This is a genomic window from Vreelandella neptunia (assembly GCF_034479615.1).
Lineage (GTDB): Bacteria > Pseudomonadota > Gammaproteobacteria > Pseudomonadales > Halomonadaceae > Vreelandella > Vreelandella neptunia.
In genome coordinates, this window is the sequence record NZ_CP140255.1 from 2,538,594 (window position 1) to 2,557,614 (window position 19,021).

Consider the following 19,021-nt stretch of genomic DNA (forward strand, 5'->3'; position numbering starts at 1 on the left):
CCACCCACCTATGTAGACGTGCAGGCAATAATTTCAACGCCGTTATTCGGCAACGTGACCAGTACACCGAAAGCACAAGCAAGCCAACACCCACTAACAATCCAGTAATTGCAAAACCTAGACTTATCACGCCGTACTCGGCTAACACCTGATTATAAGTGAATACAAACCCGCTCATCGCTGACAGCATTAAAGCGCGTCTGTCGACCCATAATGAGATTAGAGCGAAAACCGTATAGATCAATGTCGCGCCTATCGCATGCCTGAGCGTGAGGGAATCCACGCCGAGGAATAACAGCTCCAATTCGCCGACTAACAGATCATTTTCCCTACAGAGGCGTTTAAACCAGGTGGTTAAGTCCATATTTAAACGCTATGCCTCGTTCAAATGATAATAATCATTCACTCTTCACTTATTTGAAACCACTCGGACAAGAAAGGATCTTCTTCGATTAAATCAGGTGTAGGCTGCACCAAAAAGCCATAGCCAGGATCGATCTCTAACGCTTTCTTTTCCTGCACAATCGCTCTAATTACCTCGAGGGATGGTTTTTTCTTAACGTCTTCCTGCTCTTCTTCAGAGCAAGTCGACCAGAGATGCACGCCTAACGCCGTGTACCAAATACTGATCAACTCACGGTCATTTTGGGCTGCGGCAGCAATCATCACTTCTTTTACCATGTCTACAATATCTATCGCTGCTGGCGGCAGTGCCTCGTTACCCGTAAGCACGCCTAAATCGACAAATCGTTGCCAGAGCAGCGAGCCGGCATCACAAAATAAATGGGGTGGTTTAACATACCCTGCGGCCGGGTTTGTCTGACTATGCCACTTTTCTTCTGGATGAAGATTTACAAAGGTAAAATCTTGAATACTATCAAAAAATGCTTTATGAGCTGAATATTCAGGATGCTGTTCAATGTTAAATTGATATACAAACCTATGCTTCAGAAGGGTATCGATAACCCTCAAGTGAGTAAAACCAGTATCCCAACTTTCTTGAAATTGATAGAGATTCCAGAATAAAGAGCGCTGCTCGAAACTGCCGTGCTCACCAGCTTGGTCAAGACAGTTGACCGACATTTCAACCAGATCTTCAAATTCATGCATCGACATTTATCAATTCCTTATGTGCCGACTAGTGGTTAATCGACGTAGTGTGGACTGCCTGCATCGTCTATATTCAGCACTCTACAGCTTAAAATAAGACGCAAGCTTTAAGGCTTTTAGTTACCTGGTGACCGCGCTATAACTCGCTACTGTGATGACTACTTTGAGGATGAGAGGCAAGTTATTGTCGCGCATCCAATGTTCGTTCATGGCCTTAGTAACGGAGTCGTGAGCATCTTCAGCCAATCAATATGGGCTTCTTCACCTCAGTGCATCGACATGTTCAAGCCAATAAGTTCTTCTCTCGCGAACATACTCTTGTCGTAGCTGGCTATTTGGTAGCGCGCTTCTAGCGAATCAATATCCCATGATAGTTCGATAGAATTTTTCGTTACCAGTGACAGTCGCTCCGTGGATCATTCACTGCTCATGAGAATTGACTAAGATAGCGAATCAAAAGTTAAACACAACCTTTAAAGGATAAATCCTGGGCAAGTCACAGCGATCTCTTACACGCGTAAGAGATCGCTTACAAAATTTTAAGCAATGGCTTACAAAGCCAATGAAAATCATCAAATGGCTGGGGCATCGAACTCAGTCAGCTACTTAACCGCCATCACCAAACCATGCCGCACATACCACACCTGCTCAGCCTGGGCAGTGGCATCCTGAACGAACCAGCCATTGAGGTCACGTAAGCGGCGCTGTTCGGGCTGCATGGGCACAATCCCACGGCCAACTTCGTTGGCAATGATGATTAACGGTGCATTTAGCTCTTCGGCGCGCTGGCAGAGTGCTGCCATATCGCTCTGCCACTGCTGGCGCAGGGTATCGTTATCGTCACGTTCGAGGGAAGCCCCAAGCCACTCAAGCACACCTGTGATAACAAGCGGCGTATCGGCTATTAGCGTTTGCTGGCTATCGCTGAAGGGCTTATCAGTATCCAGACGCCTCCATTTCGCAGTGGGAAAGCGTGCGGCTACGGCGTCGCGTTTGCCAGCGCAGGCACCGCCGATGAAGAGCTGCATTGCCATTCCCCTTTTCCATGTTCGTCTTGCTGATAAATAAGCTGCCAGCGCCTGCCTTGGGCTTGGAGCACAGTACCGTCCCAGAAATGAATCGTTTCAAAGCGGCGGCGCAGCTCACGAATCACGCCACCATGGGTGACGGCCAGAATCTTTTTATGGCCGTCGACGCGGCCATTCGTAGCCAGATCATGCAACCAAGCGTCTAAACGCTCTCGCAATTGGGCCGCCGATTCACCGCCGGGAATTTGCAGTTCGCCCACGCTATCAATCCAGGCACGGTAATGGGGTAAGTCTTTTAGCTCATCGTAAACTTTGCCTTCGTACTCGCCAAAATCGAGCTCGCGCAGGCGCGGTTCAAGCGATAGTGGCACGTTGGCCTTGGCTACTTCTGCCCACGCCAGGGTTTGCTGGCAGCGGTTAAGATCGCTTGAGTAGATGGCATCGAACTGCTCATCCACCAACGCGTCACGCAGTGCCAGCAACCCATCTTCAGCATCGGGAAACAGCAGCGGAATATCCTGCTGGCCTTGATAACGGCGCTCTAAATTCCAAGCGGTGATACCGTGGCGAACTGCCACCAGCTCCACAGTAAGATCAGTAGCCAAAGCTCTCCTCCTTCGATGGTGGCGCCTACCATATCGCCGTTAATCCCGTTAAACAGTCGCAACATAAACCAGCGCATAAGTACCACAAAAACCATGACCGTTAGCCCTATCAATACGACTGGCGGGGCTAACAGTGCGATCAACGCCAATGGCAATAGCGCGAGCGCCACGTCCTGGCCGCTAAGCGACTGTTGCCAACTCCAAGCCAAGCCTTTCGGCTGGGCGCAAGGCGTCAAAACTAGCAAGGCAACGCCCGCCCAGCGCCCTAGCGCGGGCACCACCAGCAGCCACCAGAGCGGCGCTTGATAAGTGAGCAATGCCCACAGCAGCACGCCCTTCCAGGCGAGCAGAAACAGTAGCGCCAGCATTCCAAAACTGCCGATTTGTGGGTCTTTCATAATCTCCCAGCGGCGCGCCAGCGGCTGATTGCTGCCCAGCGCATCGGCGATGTCCATGACGCCATCCAAATGCAGCCCACCCGAGAGCGCCACCCACACGCTTAATATCGCCAGCGCGGTGATCGGCGTGGGAACGCTGTGCATAGCAAACGCTGTTAACGCCAGTACGCTCCCTATCATCAACCCCACTAATGGATAGGCGCGCACTGCCCAGCGCCGGGTATCGGGCGTCCAGGGAACGGCTATTGGAATCGGGACTCGGGTCAGAAACTGCAGCGCCAGCAGCACACCGAACAAGGCATTTTTCAAACGTTTACCTCCTTCTCATGCTTCCAGTCCTGATGCTTCCACTTAATGGCACAGCCTGCGACCACTTCGAGTACAGAATCGGCCTCTGCCGCTATCCAGCAGTGAGCCCGCTGAAGAAACGCCAGATAGCGCCAGGTTTCAGCATCCGTAGGCGGCAACGCTTCGTTAATATCATTGGAGACAATCACTAGATAAAGGCTGCGCGCGCGGGCCTCAGCCAGTGCGTTAGCCAGCAACGCTAAGCCCTCTTCTTCGCATAGCCTGCTGGCGTACAGGACTTGGCTGGCCCAGAGGGTTACGCAGTCCAGCAGCACCGCGCTGCCATCAGGCACCTCGACGAGTGCCTGATCTATTGCCAGCGGTGCTTCTATGGTGATCCATTGAACGGTTTCACTCTGGCCGTTTCTAGTCTGCTGGTGTCGAGCCACCCGCTCAGCCATCTCTTCGTCGTACACCTCAGCAGTGGCCAGGTAATAACAGGGTGAGCTAGCCGCGGCGTCTACCACCCATTGCTCGGCGATATCACTTTTGCCGGAACGCGCCCCGCCGCTAACGAAGACAATCATGCCGTTCCTTTTTTCAAAACATTTTCCAAAACATGTTTCAACACGCTTATCAGCCGTCGATTAGCAGCGGTATCGCGCAGCGCTACCCGCAGCCAATCACCATTGAGCCCGGCAAAATTATGGGTATGACGCACTAAAATACCCCGACGTAGCAGCTGTTCAAATAACGCATCGCTGGTGATTGTCTGCGCGGCACTGGGCCGGATAAGAAAAAAACACGCCTGACTGGGTACGACTTCCAGCCCTAATTGAGCAAGCGCTTGAGCCATGCGCGAGCGCTCGCTGGCCAACCACCGCTGGGTGCGCCGGGCAAAGGCATCATCTGCCAGCAATGGTGCCACCAGTTCAGCCGCGAGGTGATTGACACTCCAAGGTGGCTGGTGAGCCTGTGCCGCTTGAACCGTGGCCGCATCCGCCAGCAGATAGCCCAACCGGAGACCCGGCAGGGTATAAAATTTGGTCATTGAGTGGAGCAGCATCAGATGCGGGTAGCGCACCAGCAGTGGTGCCAACGACGACGCTTGTGACGTCTCGCCCAGCGTCTCACCCACCATATCGATAAAGGCTTCATCGACCACAACGCGGCAACCAATCGCAGCGGTGTAATTCATCAGGTCTTCGATTGCTGAGATATCGATAAGCGTAGCGGTCGGATTATTGGGGCGGCATAGAAACAGCACATCGATATCGTTAAGCCCAGCCATTAGCGCGTCTACGTCCAGCGTAAAGTGCGGCGCGGGCAGCGCGATCTCACTGATTGAAAGCCCATGGGCGCGGCAAGCGCGGGCATACTCGCCAAAGCTTGGGGTAATAACCGCCGCTCGCTTACCCGCATGCAGTGCGGCGGCGAGGAAAATTGCCTCCGCACCGCCGTTGGTGAGCAGTACGTGTTCGGGCTGAAGCTGGTGATGGGTGGCGATGGCCTGACGTGCAGCGGCGTAGTCCGGCGCGGGGTAGCGTTCAAGACCTGCCAGTTGCTTAGCCAGCCAATCGCTAACCCAGGCCGGAGGCCCCAAGGGGTTAAGGTTGGCGCTGAAATCTTCCAGGCGGTGATCGGCGGGCAAGCCGAAGTGCGCTAGTAGCGCCTCTGCTTGGCCGCCGTGCGCGGGCCATGGAGAGCTGGGCGACATAAATTGACTCATAGTAGCCCCTTAAAAATGAATGACATGCCCGCTATCACCACAACTGACAGCAACATAAACAGCAGCCAGGCGCCATGCATTAAGCGCAACGTGGAAGTGATATGGCTGACCCTTAGCACTTCAAACGGCTCGCCTAGGGTCGCGCGGTGAGACACCACACCTTGATAGACATTGGTGCCGCCCAGTTGAACACCCAGTAGCCTTGCCACCATGGCCTCCGGCCAGCCTGCATTGGGGCTGGGGTGGCGCGGTGCATCACGGAAGGTGCCCCACAGTGCGCCTTGCCAGCGCAATCGTACAACACCGGCAAGACTTAATAGCAAGCCTGCGAGCCATAGACACAGCGCGGTTAAGCGTGCCGGTACCCAGTTGGCTAAATCGTCCAGCTTGGCGGAGGCAAAGCCAAAATCGGCATAGCGCTGGTTTTTGTAGCCTACCATCGAATCAAGAGTATTGACGGCCTTGTAAGCCAGCGCTAGCGGCGCTCCACCGATCAGGGCAAAGAACAACGGCGCGGTGATGCCATCCACGGTGTTTTCCGCCACTGTTTCCACCGTACCCCGGGTAATCTCCGCTTCGTCTAGATTTTGCGTATCGCGGCCGACAATCATCCCCAGCGCCGTGCGGGCGGCAGGCAAATCGCCTTGAGTAAGCGGTTTGATCACGGCGCTAGCCGCATCGCCCAGACCCTTGATAGCTAGCGTAGTTGAGAGCAACCAAAGCTCGGCAATCAGCGCCAGGCCAGGGTGCAGCGCTGCTAGCAATATCAACAACAGCCAGCTAATACTCCATACGCCGCCAACGACAAAAATGGTTAGCATAAAGCCACTAACTCTGCGCTGCTGTTCGGTGCCGCGATTCCATAGCCGCTCAAAAGCACTGATAAAGCGCCCGATCAGCACCACTGGGTGGGGCAACGAACGCGGGTCGCCAACCACTAAATCAATCACAATGGCCAGAACAATCAGGGTAATTCCGCCAAGTGTGACGCCTGGGATCATGATGATGCCTTATCGCTAACACCGGCATCGGTAAAGGTAGCCATTTCCGCCACCATCGCTGTCGCCGCTTGCAGCAATGGATACGCCAGCGCAGCACCACTGCCTTCACCTAGCCGCATGCCCATATCGAGCAGTGGCTTGGCCTCCAGTGCTTTTAATGCCACATCGTGACCTGGCTCCTGGGAGCGATGGCCAAAAATCAGATAGCCACGCACGGCGGGGGAGATTCGGCAGGCGGTTAGCGCGGCGACGGTGGCAATAAAGCCATCCACAATGGTCGGTAACCGCTGGGCCGCTGCGGCCAGATAAGCGCCGGTCATAGCAGCTATTTCGAGGCCACCAAACTTGCCCAGCACCTCTAAAGGCGCCTGAGCGTTAGCGCTGCGCGCAGCAATAGCGCGTTCAATCACCGCCACTTTGTGCGCCTGCTGCTGTGGGTTAATCCCGGTTCCTGCGCCCACCACGCTTGCCACTGACTCACCCGTCAGCACTGCCAGCATTGCACTGCTGGCGGTGGTATTGGCAATGCCCATTTCGCCAACAATAAGGCACTTTGCACCTGCCCTTTTTGCTCGGTTAACGGCTGCAATACCCACATCAATCGCGGCTATGGCTTGATCCAACTGCATCGCGTCTTCTACCACCATATTGGCCGTGCCATGGCGCACTCTGGCCGAGGTCACCTCAGGCAGTGTTAAAGGCGAAGCAACGCCCACATCCACAATCTCGACCTGCGCATCTATCTGCCGGGCGAATACATTGATGGCCGCCCCACCGTTGGCAAAGTTGGCTACCATCTGGGCGGTCACTGCTTGGGGAAAGGCTGACACGCCTTCAGCAGCGACCCCGTGATCAGCGGCAAACACAACCACCGCAGGCGGCGTCACGCTGGGCTTGAGCTCACCGGTGATGGCGCTCAGTTGAATAGCCAGCTCTTCCAAGGCACCCAAACTACCTGGCGGCTTGGTCAGTGTATCCAAGTAGCGACGCGTCTCTTCACCGGCATTGAAATCAACTGACTGAATGTGGTCAACAATGGCGTGCATGCAGGCTCCAGCCCACTAGGGGTCATCAAACATTCAAAGGCAAAGCGCAAAATGGTAGCAAAAGCCTGAGTGCTATACTTGCTATTTCATTAGCGGGTCTTCCACCCTGTCAGGATGTTAAGGCTTCATTTAGATATTTCGAGTGGCGTACTTGCCACCTTATATTCGAGTAATAAAACTACAAATATGGTTTTTATTGCCGTAAAGTCTCTTATATCGACGCCAAAAAATGTAAAATAACTACAAGCTTCACTCACCGTCTCTATCATGCAGAGGTCCCTATGCCGAGCTCAACACCCGCCACTTTAAACCCCACCGTTGCTGAGGTTACCCAGCGCATTCGTGAGCGTTCTGCTGAGCGTCGCGCCCTCTACGAGCGGCGCATGGCTGACCAGCACAAACGTGGCGTGCACCGTGCTGAGCTAAGCTGTGGCAACCTCGCCCACGGTTTTGCGGCCTGTAACCCGCGTGATAAGAACGAACTCAAGCTGATGAACAGCGCCAACCTGGGCATTATCTCGTCTTACAACGATATGCTCTCGGCGCACCAGCCGTTTGAAACGTTTCCTGAAACGATTAAAGCAGCTGCCAGTGCCATGGGTTCTACCGCCCAGTTTGCCGGTGGCGTGCCCGCTATGTGCGACGGTGTGACCCAAGGCCAGCCGGGGATGGAGCTATCGCTGTTTTCCCGCGATGTGATCGCCATGTCTGCGGCCGTTGGCCTCTCGCACAATATGTTTGATGCTGCCCTTTACCTGGGCGTATGCGACAAGATTATTCCAGGCCTATTCATCGCTGCCGCGCGCTTTGGTCATCTGCCCGCCATGTTTGTCCCCGCGGGCCCTATGCCCAGCGGCTTGCCTAATAAAGAGAAGGCGCGCATCCGCCAACTCTACGCAGAAGGTAAAGTGGGCCGCGCTGAGCTGCTTGAAGCTGAGTCTGACTCCTACCACAGCCCCGGCACCTGCACCTTTTACGGCACCGCCAACTCCAACCAGCTAATGATGGAGGTGATGGGCCTACACCTGCCCGGCACTTCTTTTGTAAACCCTGGCACCGAGATGCGCGAAGCACTGACCCGCTACGCCACCGAGCAGGCCATCCGTAACACCGAACCCGGCGGCGACTATCGCCCGTTCTTTAAACAGATTGATGAGCGCGCGATTGTTAACGCAGTGGTGGGCTTGCTGGCTTCCGGTGGTTCAACCAACCATACGATGCACCTGATCGCCATGGCCGCCGCTGCGGGCATTACCCTGAACTGGGATGACTTCACCGACCTTTCGGCGGTTACTCCCAGCCTGATGCAGGTTTACCCCAACGGCCAGGCGGATATTAACCACTTCCAGGCGGCGGGCGGCATGAGCTACCTGTTCCGGGAGTTGTTGGGCGCAGGCTTGATTCACGGCGATATCCCCACCGTATTTGGCACTGACCTAACCGCCTACACCCAGGAGCCGTTCCTGGAAGATGGCAAAGTCGTCTGGCACGAAGGCCCCGAAAAAAGTCTTGATGAAGATGTTCTTCGCCCTGTCGCTAAGCCATTCGCGGCAACGGGTGGTTTAACGGTGATGAAAGGCAACCTGGGACGCGGTGTGATTAAAATCTCCGCAGTCGCCGAAGAGCATCGCATTGTTGAAGCGCCAGTAAAAATCTTCGAAGATCAAAATGAAATGAAAGCGGCTTTTGAGTCTGGCGATTTAGACCGCGATGTCATCGTGGTAGTACGCTTCCAGGGGCCCAAAGCTAACGGCATGCCGGAACTACACAAACTAACGCCGTTCCTGGGCGTGCTACAAGACCGAGGCTTTAAGGTAGCACTGGTCACCGATGGGCGGATGTCGGGTGCTTCCGGCAAAGTGCCCGCTTCCATTCACATGAGCCCTGAAGCCCTGGATGGCGGCCCGTTGGCCAAACTGCGCGATGGCGATATTGTGCGCTTGGATGCCAATGCCGGTACGCTGGAAGCCAAAGTCGATCCCGCCACCTGGGCTGAGCGGCAACTGGCCATCGGCAACCTGGATCACTACCACGTGGGCTTGGGTCGCGAGCTATTTGGCGGCTTTCGCCATCTGGCAATGCGTGGCGAAGAAGGCGCTGGGGTGTTTGGCGGGTTTGAAGCCGATGATCTCGCCCGTCAGCAGGGGCAAATCTCACAAGAGGATGCCTGATGCGACCGGCACTTATCGGCGACATCGGGGGAACCAACGCACGCTTGGCATTGGTTTCTCCCGGTGAAGTAACCCCCCACGATATTTTGAACCTACCCTGCGCCGACTACCCCGGCGTTATAGAAGCGGTTCAAGACTACCTGCACCGCGTGGGCGCCACCGGGGACAACGCGCCTCAAGAGGCGTGTTTAGCTTTTGCCTGCCCCGTTCACGCTGAACGGGTCAAAATGACCAATAACCACTGGGATTTTTTGAAAAGCGACGTTCAGCAACAGTTGAATCTATCGCTATTCAAGGTCATCAACGATTTTACCGCCCAGGCGCTGGGCGTCCCCCATGTGGCATCCAGTGATTTGGTCGAGGTTCAGCCGGGTCACACCCAGGCGCACTCCACACGCTTAATCATCGGCCCAGGCACCGGGCTTGGCGTTGCCGGGGTCTTTCCTGGGCAACACGCCTGGATTCCGCTGCCCACCGAAGGCGGTCATGTCACCTTTGCCCCCACGGACAGTACCGAGCGGGCACTGTTGGATGTATTTCTGCAGCGTCACAAACGGGTGAGCGTAGAGCGCATCTTGTGCGGCCAGGGTTTATTGGAGCTGTACCAAGCCTACTGCACCCTTGAGGGAATGGAGCCGCGCTTTACCAGCCCAGCGGAGGTGACCACAGCGGCTAATGAAGGCGATAGCCTCGCCACTGCTGCCCTGCTGCGCTTTCTCAAAATACTTGGCGATGTGTGCGGCGATGCCACCCTGACCATGGGCGCAAGGGGTGGGGTTTATCTATGTGGCGGCATTCTTCCCCGCTTGCTGGAGTGGCTGCCGAAAAGCGAACTGCGCGAGGCCTTTGTCAACAAAGGCCGTATGGGCACCTATAACGCTGACATCCCCGTGTGGGTGGTGACTGCCCCCTGGACGGGCCTGCTAGGTGCCGCCGAAGCACTGCATAACGAAGAAGTTTTCTGACAACATTTTTTAATAACATTCCTAACAATATCAATATGGAACCTGCTATGCCCGCTGCCACCTTTGATGTGCCGTTTCTGCTAGGCATGATGCGCCTGCACGAAACACCCGCTATGCACGAACCGGAGCGATTAGCAGAATGGATCGAAGCGCGCCTGGAACAGGGCCTGAACTGGTTTGACCATGCGGACATTTATGGCAGCGGCCAAGGAGAGACGCTTTTTGGCGCCGCTCTACGAGCGCGCCCTGCCCTGACTCAGCGGGTCAAGGTCGTCACCAAAGCGAGCATTGCTAACGACAACCCCGCCCCCGGTTCGGGTAAGGTAAAGCACTACAACGCCAGCCCTGCGTATCTTAATAGCGCCATTGATGCCTCACTTGTACGCTTGAATGTCGAACGCCTCGATCATTTCCTGATTCACCGTCCCGATCTCTTGATGAACGCAGAAGCGACCGGCCGCGCCCTGGATGACGCCATTGAAGCAGGCAAAATTGGCGCGGCGGGGGTTTCCAATCACCTGCCCAGCCAGTGGCGGCGCTTGCAGGGCGCCATGCATCACCGCTTATCAGCCAACCAGATCGAGCTCTCGATTGCCCACACGACGCCGCTGTTTGACGGCGACTTTGATGACCTAGGTGCCGACGGCCACGCGCCCATGGCGTGGTCGCCCCTGGCAGGCGGGCAACTGATGCAAGGTGCCGTTGGCGAATGTTTGGCTAAGTGGGCAACAGAGCTTGATAGCTCCCCCAGCGCTTTAGCGCTGGCATGGCTGCGTAGTCTTCCCAACTCGCCAGTGCCGGTGATCGGAAGCGTTAAACCTGAGCGAATCAACGACATGCTCAAAGGCCCTGCCACGCTACCCCGGGAAGCCTGGTATGAATTGCTGGAAGCCGCCCGCGGCCACTGCGTGGCATAAGGCTATTTTGTATAAAACGACGCGTTACAAAACAACTATTACGTTAATTACACTAAGGAGCCAATGATGACGCCAGTTATCGCGTTTGGGGAAGCGCTGGTTGATATGCTCTCCAGCCGTTTAGGGGCGGCGACAGATGCCCAGGAAACCTTTACACCCTACGCCGGTGGTGCTCCCGCTAACGTGGCGGTCGCCTGCGCCCGCTTGGGCGTTCCTAGCCAATTTTTAGGCATGGTGGGCGACGATACGTTCGGGCATTTTTTAGTGCGTGAACTCAAAAGCCACGGTGTAGACATCAGCGGCGTGGTATTTACCCAAGAAGCCCGCACGGCGCTGGCGTTCGTTTCCCGGGATGACGTGGGCGAACGCACCTTTGATTTCTATCGCCCGCCCGCTGCTGACCTGCTTTATCGCCTTGAGCATTTACCCCATGGCGTATTCGAGAACCCTGCCATTCTGCACTTGTGCAGTAACAGCCTGACCGACCCAGAGATCGCCGACGTTACCCTGGCGATGGCCACCATGGCCAAGCGCGCAGGCTGTTTGGTCAGCGTAGATGCCAACCTACGCCACAACCTGTGGCCCGACGGCGAAGCGGATGCCAGCTTAGTCACACAGTTGCTAGACGGCGCTGAACTGCTCAAGCTGTCACAGGAAGAGCTCGACTACTTGCGCGCAGATCATCCTGCAGAATCGTGGCTATCAGAGCGGCTGGTGGCAGGGGTAAAAGTTATTTTGATTACTGACGGCCCCAATGATGTCGTAATCAAAGGCGTCGGTATTGACCAGCGCATTGCGCCACCCAAAGTGGAAGCGGTAGATACCACCGCTGGGGGCGACGCCTTTATTGGCGGGCTGTTGGCAGAGCTCTCGGCCCACGGCATCGATGAAAACTGGCAGAACGATGCTGATTTTCTCCACCGCGCGGTGGATACCGCCTGCCGCTGTGGTGCCCATACCGTTACTCGGCCAGGCGCTTATGCAGCGCTGCCAACGCGAGCGGATATTGGCTAAGCAAGTAAAGCTATAACCCATTAACAAATGGCGCGCCCGACACAGGCGCGCTTTTTTTATGCTTCTTAGGGGTCAACTCGTCGCCAATCTAATTCGGACTTATGTCTAAAGCGGCTCGCTTGTGGAAATGTCAGACATTTAATAAACTAGTGTTTACCTAATAAAGAACAAGAGATCACCGATGACGCTGGACGCTCTACCGCCCCACCAGGGTGGCGCTGAACAGTTAGCCCGTTTACTCGCCCAGGCACTGCTGGCAGGCCATTGGCAGCCAGGCGATGTTTTCCCTCGCGAGCTGGATCTCGGCAAACACTTTGCCGTTAGTCGTAACCAAGTGCGTAACGCACTCACCAGCCTCACCGCTGCGGGGCTATTAGAGCGCACCGCGGGCCGAGGCACGCTGGTTCGCGAGATGGGCGATTGGCATCTACTCGACCCACTGATGAGCGAATGGATGACCGGGCTGGTCAACCTTGACCCGCAGTTGGTCAGGGCCATCTACGCCTTTCGTTTTTCTGCTGAACCGATAGTCGCAGGACTTGCTGCACAAGCAGCCCAGGCTGAAGACATAGAGCGCCTGGAAAGTGCCTTTGCCGGTATGGAGAGCAGTGCAGGCAGCGTTGATTCGCGTGCTGAGCATGCCGAGTATGACGTCGCCTTTCACGACGCCACCTACCGGGCCAGCCACAATTTAGTCTGGCGGCAAATGGGCCATTTATTGCGCCCTTCGATCATGGCACTGATACATCGCTCGCAACACCACACGGACACCCTGGACGACAGTCTCACGCGCCACCGCCAGGTACTTGACGCGATCCGCAGCCGCGATGCCAGCGCCGCAGAAACCGCCGCGAGAGAAGTGCTGCGCCGCACGGCCATCGACCTTGGCATCGTCAGTTAACAGTTACTCAATGAATATTTCCTATTCAGAAGGATGACCGAACATGAAAATCACCAAACTCAAGACCTGGCAAGTACCCCCTCGCTGGCTGTTCCTTAAAATTGAGACTGACGAAGGCTGCTACGGCTGGGGTGAACCGGTAATTGAAGGCCGCGCCGCCACCGTTGAAGCCGCCGTGCACGAGCTTTCCGACTACTTGATCGGCCAAGACCCGCACCGCATCGAGCACCTTTGGAACACCATGTATCGCGCCGGTTTTTATCGCGGCGGGCCTATTCTGATGAGTGCGATTGCCGGTATTGACCAGGCGCTGTGGGATCTTAAAGGCCGCGATCTGGGTGTGCCCGTACACCAGCTGTTAGGCGGTGCCGTGCGCGACAAAATGCGCATGTATGCCTGGACCGGTGGCGACCGCCCAAGCGACGTGGGCGCTGGCGCTAAAGCGTTGGTCGAAAAAGGCTTCACGGCCTTTAAAATGAACGGTACCCCCGAAATGCAAATCGTCGACTCCCACCGCAAGGTCGATGAAGCCGTCGCCCGGGTGGCAGAAGCCCGCAACGCCGTTGGGCCAGATGTCGGTATCGGCATCGACTTTCATGGCCGCGTGCACCGCCCTATGGCCAAAGCGCTGCTGCGCGAGCTGGAACCCTTTCACCCCATGTTTGTGGAAGAGCCGGTCGCCCCGGAACATCTGCCCTGCTTGAAAGATATTGCCGGTGGTTTAGGCTACCCATTGGCAACTGGCGAGCGGCTGCATACCCGTTTCCAGTTCCGCGATTTGCTGGCCGACGGCATGATCGACATTATTCAACCGGATATTTCCCACTGCGGCGGCATTAGCGAAGGCCTCAAAATCGCCGCCCTGGCTTCCGCTTACGACGTCGCCTTAGCGCCCCACTGCCCGCTCGGCCCGTTAACCCTGGCCGCCTCTTTACAGCTCGATGCGGTCAGCCACAACGCCTTTATCCAAGAGCAGAGCATGGGCATCCACTACAACCAGGGCAACGACGTCCTTGATTACTTGGTCGATAAATCCGCCCTCGCCATTGAAGACGGCTTCTGCGCCATTCCCCAGGGCCCAGGCCTTGGTGTCGAGATCAACGAAGAATTCGTTGAAGAGCGCGCCAAAGTGGGCCACCGTTGGCGCAACCCGGTTTGGACTCACGAAGACGGCTCTATTGCGGAGTGGTAAGACATGGGATCAACCGTGATGAGTGAAACACCCGATATTGCAGACCAATTAACCTGGATTGCCGTTGACTGGGGCTCTAGCAATCTGCGTGCCTGGGGGCTGGATCAACACGACCAAGTGATTGCCCAAGCCAGTAGCGACAAGGGCATGCTGTCGCTAAAGGCCGATGAGTACGAAGCCGAGCTGCTACAACTGGTGGTCGATTGGCTACCCGCCACCGGCACGACTAAGGTAATGGTGTGCGGCATGGCAGGCGCCCGTCAGGGCTGGTTGGAAGCCGCCTATTTGCCGATCCCCACGCGGCTTGACCAGCTTAGCCAAGGCGCAGTAACGCCAACGCTTACAGGCGACCAGCTGCGTGTTTATCTGCTGCCCGGATTAAGTCAAACCCGCAGTGCTGCAACCCACTTTGATGTGATGCGTGGCGAAGAGACCCAGTTAGCAGGCCTCGTCACTGACACACCTGACTTTACGGGCCTCGCCTGTTTGCCGGGTACCCACGCCAAATGGGCCACTCTTGAAGCGGGTGCTGTGAGTGGATTTTCGACCTACTTAACCGGCGAGCTTTACCAGTTATTGGCCAACCAATCGGTCTTGCGCCACTCAATCGGCAACGATGAGCTTCAAGACCCCGCTTGCCGTGAGGCGTTTATTTCGGCAGTTAGCGAGATCTACGCGGCACCCGAAACCTTTAGTAGCCGACTGTTCGGCCTGCGCGCGCAAGATTTACTCGATGGTCGGCTACCGGCGGGCGAAACGCGTGGAGCCGTACTGGCGGCCAGACTCTCCGGACTCGCCATTGGCCTTGAGCTTGCTGGCGCCTGCCGTGAGTGCCCCACAGATGAGCCGATCATGCTGATTGGCAACCAAGCCCTGAGCCAGCGCTATACGCTGGCGCTCAATACGATCGGCTATCAGACGCAGCATGTGGATGGCGACACCGCCGTCTTAGCAGGCCTGCGCCTCGCCCATCACGCGTTAAAATAATTTAAGCATGGAGAAATTGGCTATGTCGCTGCCACTGATTGGTATTTTACGCGGTGTAACGCCTGATGAGGCCGTGGATGTTGCGGAAGCGGTGCTGGCCGCAGGTATCACCCAAATTGAAGTACCGCTTAACTCACCCAACCCGCTGGAGAGCATTCGCCGCTTGGTAGACGCATTTGGCGAGCGCGCGGTCATTGGTGCAGGCACGGTACTCACCCCTGCTCAGGTGCGTGAAGTTCACGCTGCTGGGGGGCGCTTAATCGTTTCTCCCAACTGTCGGCCAGCGGTGATTGAAGAAACGCATAAGCTCGGCATGGCGAGTTGGCCGGGCATTGTGACGCCTTCAGAAGCCTTCGATGCGCTGGATGCAGGCGCCACCGGACTTAAACTCTTCCCCGCGGTGCAGGTAGGATTAGAAGGTATGAAAGCAGTACGCGCCGTGCTTCCGGCAGGGACGCTTTTGTATGCCGTCGGCGGCGCTGGAGTCGATAACTTCGCCGAATGGCGCGCAGCGGGTGTCGATGGTGCAGGCCTGGGCAGCGCGCTATACAAACCCGGCCAAAGCGCTTCCCAGGTAGGTCAACAGGCTCAAGCCCTCGTCGATGCCTGGTTGGCAGGAGAACAATAAGGAGATCCAATAACAATGAATACCGATATGAGTGTTTCAACGTGGCAGGCTGAGTTAGCGGTCGATTGCCGCTGCACCTTGGGTGAAGGCCCGCAGTGGGACGCCAAAAATCAGCGCCTTTATTGGTGCGACATTCTTGGAAAGCAGTTGCACTGGCTCTCCCCCGCCACCGGGGAAAGCAGCCACTATCAGCTTGATCATCGGGTGTCTCTGGCAGCGCCCCTAGCTGAGGGTGGCCTGCTGTTGGTGGGCGAAGACCGTTTAAGCCGCTTCGACCCCAGCAGCGGCAGTATCGAAAAGTGGTGTGATTTCGAAGCCGATAATCCCATCACCCGCAGCAATGACGCCCGCATTGATCGCCATGGCAGCCTGTGGCTCTCCAGCATGGGTAAAAGCGCTGAAAGAAGCGCTGGAAGCCTTTATCGCCTGCATCGCGGCGAGCTCTCGCGGCTGCGTTCAGGCCTAACGATTCCCAATGCCATCTGCTTCTCCGCAGATGGTGAGTTCGCGTGGTTTACCGATACCGTGACGGGTGTAGTGATGCGCTGGGAACTGGATAGCGACGGCTGGCCGCAAGGCGAGCCGCAGCCTTGGGCGGACTTTTTCTCCAGCCAAGGCAACCCCGATGGTGCAGTGATGGATAGCGAAGGCTGCCTATGGCTAGCGCTGTGGGGGGCTGGGCAGGTCGTTCGCCTGGATCCTAACGGTGAAATAGTAGGCCGCGTCGAGCTACCGGTCAGCCAACCCTCCTGCCCGGTATTTGCAGGCCCTGATCTAAAAACGCTGTATATCACCACGGCGCAAGAGGGATTCAGTGCTGAGCAGTTGGCCCAAGAGCCAACAGCGGGCTCGCTGTATGTGGTCGAAACCGGTATCAAAGGGCTCGCCGAGCCCCCGCTGCGCCTCGTATAACGCCCTCAATTATAGGTTATCAGTCGTTTCATGTGGATTTAATATTCGTTAGCTCTTTTGTGCCTCACGTTTCAGGATGAAACTACTAAGCTATCTATATTTTGTGGGAGGGAGCTTCAGCTCGCGAATATTTGGGCTCCTAGCATAATGAAACCAAGGGGGTGCCTGCGGCACCCTTCGCGCGCTGAAGCGCCCTCCCACGAGAGCTACCATCAGGCTGGCAGAGTTAATTCTATACTGAATGACGAAGAGACCAATTATAACGCTCTAGTAATGCGAAAGGCCCCGCTAGTATAAGCTAGCGGGGCCTTTCTATTTGTTATTACGGCTTCAACTATCTGCGACTAAGGCTTTCATTCAACCCGCAAAGCTTATATACATAACGATGACTAACACGACCAAAACGATACCGGCGGGCACTGCGCCTTTCCAGGGTGTTAGATCCACATCGCCGCTGTGCTGCTGAATCCAATCCGTTTCCCTTGGGCGCACCTTGCCGATAATCAGCATCACCGCCACCAGCAATACAAAGACCAGCGCAACAAAGTGGAACTCGTGCATGATCTGCGGCAACAGCGTAAACGGTGGCACAAAGTAACCGGCGGCAATCAATAAGCAGCCGCCCACCAAGGCAATTTTGGCTGCCATCGGCGGAACACGTTTGGTTAGCAGTCCGACCAGCACGACGGCAAGAATCGGAATAAAGTAGATCGCGTTCATCTTCTGCAGGTAACCAAACAGGCTCTCCTGGCCTGCCAGCAGTGGCGCAATAATCATGGTAATGATGGCCATGATCCAGCCAAACACCTTGCCCGATTTAACCACCTGCTCTTCCGTAGCCTCTTTGTTCAACACCCCTTTATAGATGCCCAGGCTGAAAATCGTGGTGGTACTGTTAAGTGCGGAGTTAAACGACGATAAAATCGCGCCTACCATGACGGCAGCGAAAAACCCGGTTAGATACGGCGGCAGTACGTTAAAGACCAAATGACCGTAGGCTTCATCAGCACGCACGCCCTGATCGGCATAAAGGTGATAAGCAATGATGCCCGGCAGCACTAGGTACAGCGGCCCCAGCAGCTTGAAGAGACCGGTCAGCAGCACGCCCTTCTGACCTTCGGCGAGGTTTTTGGCTGCAAAGGTACGCTGAATAATCTGCTGGTTGGTGCTCCAGTAGAACAGGTTTATCAGGAAAACGCCGGTAAACAGGGTAAAGAACGGCACCTGCTGTTCAGCACCGCCAATCGAATTAAGCTTATCCGGGTCAGCCTCTTTAAGGATGCTCCAGCCTTCCATGATACCCGTGCCGCCACTCACGGCCTGCAGGCCGAAATAGACGATCACGAAACCACCGATCAGGAGGCCAACACCGTTGAGCGTGTCGGAAACGGCAACCGTGCGCAGGCCACCAAACAGGGCATACACGGAACCGATAATACCGACGATCCACACCGTTAGCCAAAGCAGCGTCGTCGAAGACTCAATGCCGGTTAACCCCTGTAGGTCGAGCATTCCCTGCAGACCGATGGCACCTGAATAGAGAATGATCGGCAGCAGAATCACCGCGTAAGCAATCAAGAAGATGATATTGGTGATTAGCTGCGTCGTTTTATCGAAACGAATTTCGAGAAGCTGCGGCAGCGTGGCAATACCACTTTTCAAAAACCGCGGAAGGAAGAATAGCGCCAACGCCACCAGGGCGATAACCGCAACCACTTCCCAGGCCATTACGCTTAAACCATCAGAAAAGGCCGCCCCATTGAGCCCTACCATTTGCTCGGTGGAGAGGTTGGTCATCAGCAGAGAGCCGGCAATCAGCGGGAAGGTTAGCGTGCGCCCGGCAAGAAAGTAGCCGCTGGTGCTTGAGTGATCATCTCGGCGGGTGATCCGCCAAGTGATAAAGGCTACAAGCCCTGTAAAAAACAGGAAGGACGCCAAGGTTAACGCGTGCATTTTGACTCACCTCATCATCATTGTAAGTGGCACGCACGTTTATGTATGCGCGAATAGCGAAATGTCAGACAAATCTTGCCGCCATTTTAGTTGAGCTGAATATAGCTCGTTATACGCCTTTGGTCTTATATTGAGCTTTAGCCTGTTTCAAGACTGCTTTAAGGGTATAAAAAAGC

Annotated in this window: 18 protein-coding genes; 9 read left to right on the top strand and 9 right to left on the bottom strand. The window is 55.7% G+C overall.

The genetic code is table 11. The annotated features are described in order from the left end of the window. Window positions 1–402: 402 nt before the first annotated feature. The 8 genes from SR894_RS11855 to cobT all read right to left on the bottom strand — a co-directional run bounded on the left by SR894_RS11855 (window position 403) and on the right by cobT (window position 7,205). Window positions 403–1,116 carry a hypothetical protein gene (locus SR894_RS11855; protein ID WP_133732604.1) on the bottom strand — a complete coding sequence of 238 codons (714 nt, stop codon included), beginning with the start codon at window positions 1,114–1,116 and terminating at the stop codon, window positions 403–405. Between the two features lie 596 nt (window positions 1,117–1,712). Further along, window positions 1,713–2,138 (bottom strand): bifunctional adenosylcobinamide kinase/adenosylcobinamide-phosphate guanylyltransferase, encoded by a 426-nt coding sequence (locus tag SR894_RS11860; RefSeq protein ID WP_133732605.1) that lies wholly within the window; start codon window positions 2,136–2,138, stop codon window positions 1,713–1,715. Further along, window positions 2,090–2,743, bottom strand: a complete 654-nt coding sequence (locus tag SR894_RS11865; protein WP_133732606.1) for a histidine phosphatase family protein — start codon at window positions 2,741–2,743, stop codon at window positions 2,090–2,092. The genes SR894_RS11860 and SR894_RS11865 overlap by 49 nt, the downstream gene beginning before the upstream one ends. Continuing rightward, window positions 2,680–3,450 (bottom strand): adenosylcobinamide-GDP ribazoletransferase, encoded by a 771-nt coding sequence (cobS, locus tag SR894_RS11870; protein ID WP_133732607.1) that lies wholly within the window; start codon window positions 3,448–3,450, stop codon window positions 2,680–2,682. The genes SR894_RS11865 and cobS overlap by 64 nt, the downstream gene beginning before the upstream one ends. Next, on the bottom strand, window positions 3,447–4,016 hold the full coding sequence (locus tag SR894_RS11875; RefSeq protein WP_133732608.1) for a bifunctional adenosylcobinamide kinase/adenosylcobinamide-phosphate guanylyltransferase: 570 nt from the start codon (window positions 4,014–4,016) through the stop codon (window positions 3,447–3,449). Before SR894_RS11875 ends, cobS begins: the two co-directional genes overlap by 4 nt. Further along, window positions 4,013–5,158: a threonine-phosphate decarboxylase CobD gene (gene cobD / locus SR894_RS11880; protein ID WP_133732609.1), complete on the bottom strand. Its 1,146-nt coding sequence runs from the start codon at window positions 5,156–5,158 to the stop codon at window positions 4,013–4,015. The genes SR894_RS11875 and cobD overlap by 4 nt, the downstream gene beginning before the upstream one ends. Continuing rightward, window positions 5,155–6,159, bottom strand: a complete 1,005-nt coding sequence (gene cbiB, locus SR894_RS11885; protein ID WP_133732610.1) for an adenosylcobinamide-phosphate synthase CbiB — start codon at window positions 6,157–6,159, stop codon at window positions 5,155–5,157. The genes cobD and cbiB overlap by 4 nt, the downstream gene beginning before the upstream one ends. Beyond that, complete coding sequence (gene cobT / locus SR894_RS11890) at window positions 6,156–7,205, bottom strand: nicotinate-nucleotide--dimethylbenzimidazole phosphoribosyltransferase (RefSeq protein ID WP_133732611.1); 1,050 nt, start codon at window positions 7,203–7,205, stop codon at window positions 6,156–6,158. The genes cbiB and cobT overlap by 4 nt, the downstream gene beginning before the upstream one ends. A gap of 281 nt (window positions 7,206–7,486) precedes the next feature. Here cobT and edd point away from each other — a divergent pair, with 281 nt between their 5' ends. The 9 genes from edd (at window position 7,487) to SR894_RS11935 (ending at window position 16,892) form a co-directional block, all read left to right on the top strand. After that, on the top strand, window positions 7,487–9,376 hold the full coding sequence (edd, locus tag SR894_RS11895; protein ID WP_133732612.1) for a phosphogluconate dehydratase: 1,890 nt from the start codon (window positions 7,487–7,489) through the stop codon (window positions 9,374–9,376). Then, window positions 9,376–10,341, top strand: coding sequence for a glucokinase (gene glk, locus SR894_RS11900; RefSeq protein ID WP_133732613.1), 966 nt, complete (start codon window positions 9,376–9,378; stop codon window positions 10,339–10,341). Before edd ends, glk begins: the two co-directional genes overlap by 1 nt. 47 nt (window positions 10,342–10,388) lie before the next feature. Beyond that, entirely contained in the window at window positions 10,389–11,258 is an 870-nt protein-coding gene (locus SR894_RS11905) for an aldo/keto reductase (RefSeq protein WP_133732614.1), read from the top strand. 66 nt (window positions 11,259–11,324) lie between these two features. Then, a complete protein-coding gene (locus tag SR894_RS11910; RefSeq protein WP_223288156.1) occupies window positions 11,325–12,272 on the top strand; it encodes a carbohydrate kinase family protein in 948 nt (315 codons plus the stop codon). 181 nt (window positions 12,273–12,453) lie between these two features. Beyond that, window positions 12,454–13,173: a FadR/GntR family transcriptional regulator gene (locus SR894_RS11915; protein WP_133732616.1), complete on the top strand. Its 720-nt coding sequence runs from the start codon at window positions 12,454–12,456 to the stop codon at window positions 13,171–13,173. Between the two features lie 43 nt (window positions 13,174–13,216). Then, the gene (dgoD, locus tag SR894_RS11920) at window positions 13,217–14,365 is read left to right on the top strand and encodes a galactonate dehydratase (protein ID WP_133732617.1); all 1,149 of its coding nucleotides are present in this window, start codon (window positions 13,217–13,219) and stop codon (window positions 14,363–14,365) included. A 3-nt stretch (window positions 14,366–14,368) separates the two neighbouring features. Then, window positions 14,369–15,352 carry a 2-dehydro-3-deoxygalactonokinase gene (locus tag SR894_RS11925; RefSeq protein WP_133732618.1) on the top strand — a complete coding sequence of 328 codons (984 nt, stop codon included), beginning with the start codon at window positions 14,369–14,371 and terminating at the stop codon, window positions 15,350–15,352. Window positions 15,353–15,359: 7 nt separating this feature from the next. After that, complete coding sequence (locus SR894_RS11930) at window positions 15,360–15,980, top strand: 2-dehydro-3-deoxy-6-phosphogalactonate aldolase (RefSeq protein WP_264478627.1); 621 nt, start codon at window positions 15,360–15,362, stop codon at window positions 15,978–15,980. A 27-nt stretch (window positions 15,981–16,007) separates the two neighbouring features. Continuing rightward, the gene (locus tag SR894_RS11935; RefSeq protein WP_227405358.1) at window positions 16,008–16,892 is read left to right on the top strand and encodes an SMP-30/gluconolactonase/LRE family protein; all 885 of its coding nucleotides are present in this window, start codon (window positions 16,008–16,010) and stop codon (window positions 16,890–16,892) included. A 357-nt stretch (window positions 16,893–17,249) separates the two neighbouring features. On the opposite strand, the gene SR894_RS11940 is transcribed toward SR894_RS11935, so the two are convergent. Next, a complete protein-coding gene (locus SR894_RS11940; protein ID WP_133732621.1) occupies window positions 17,250–18,845 on the bottom strand; it encodes a solute:sodium symporter family transporter in 1,596 nt (531 codons plus the stop codon). Window positions 18,846–19,021: the final 176 nt, after the last annotated feature.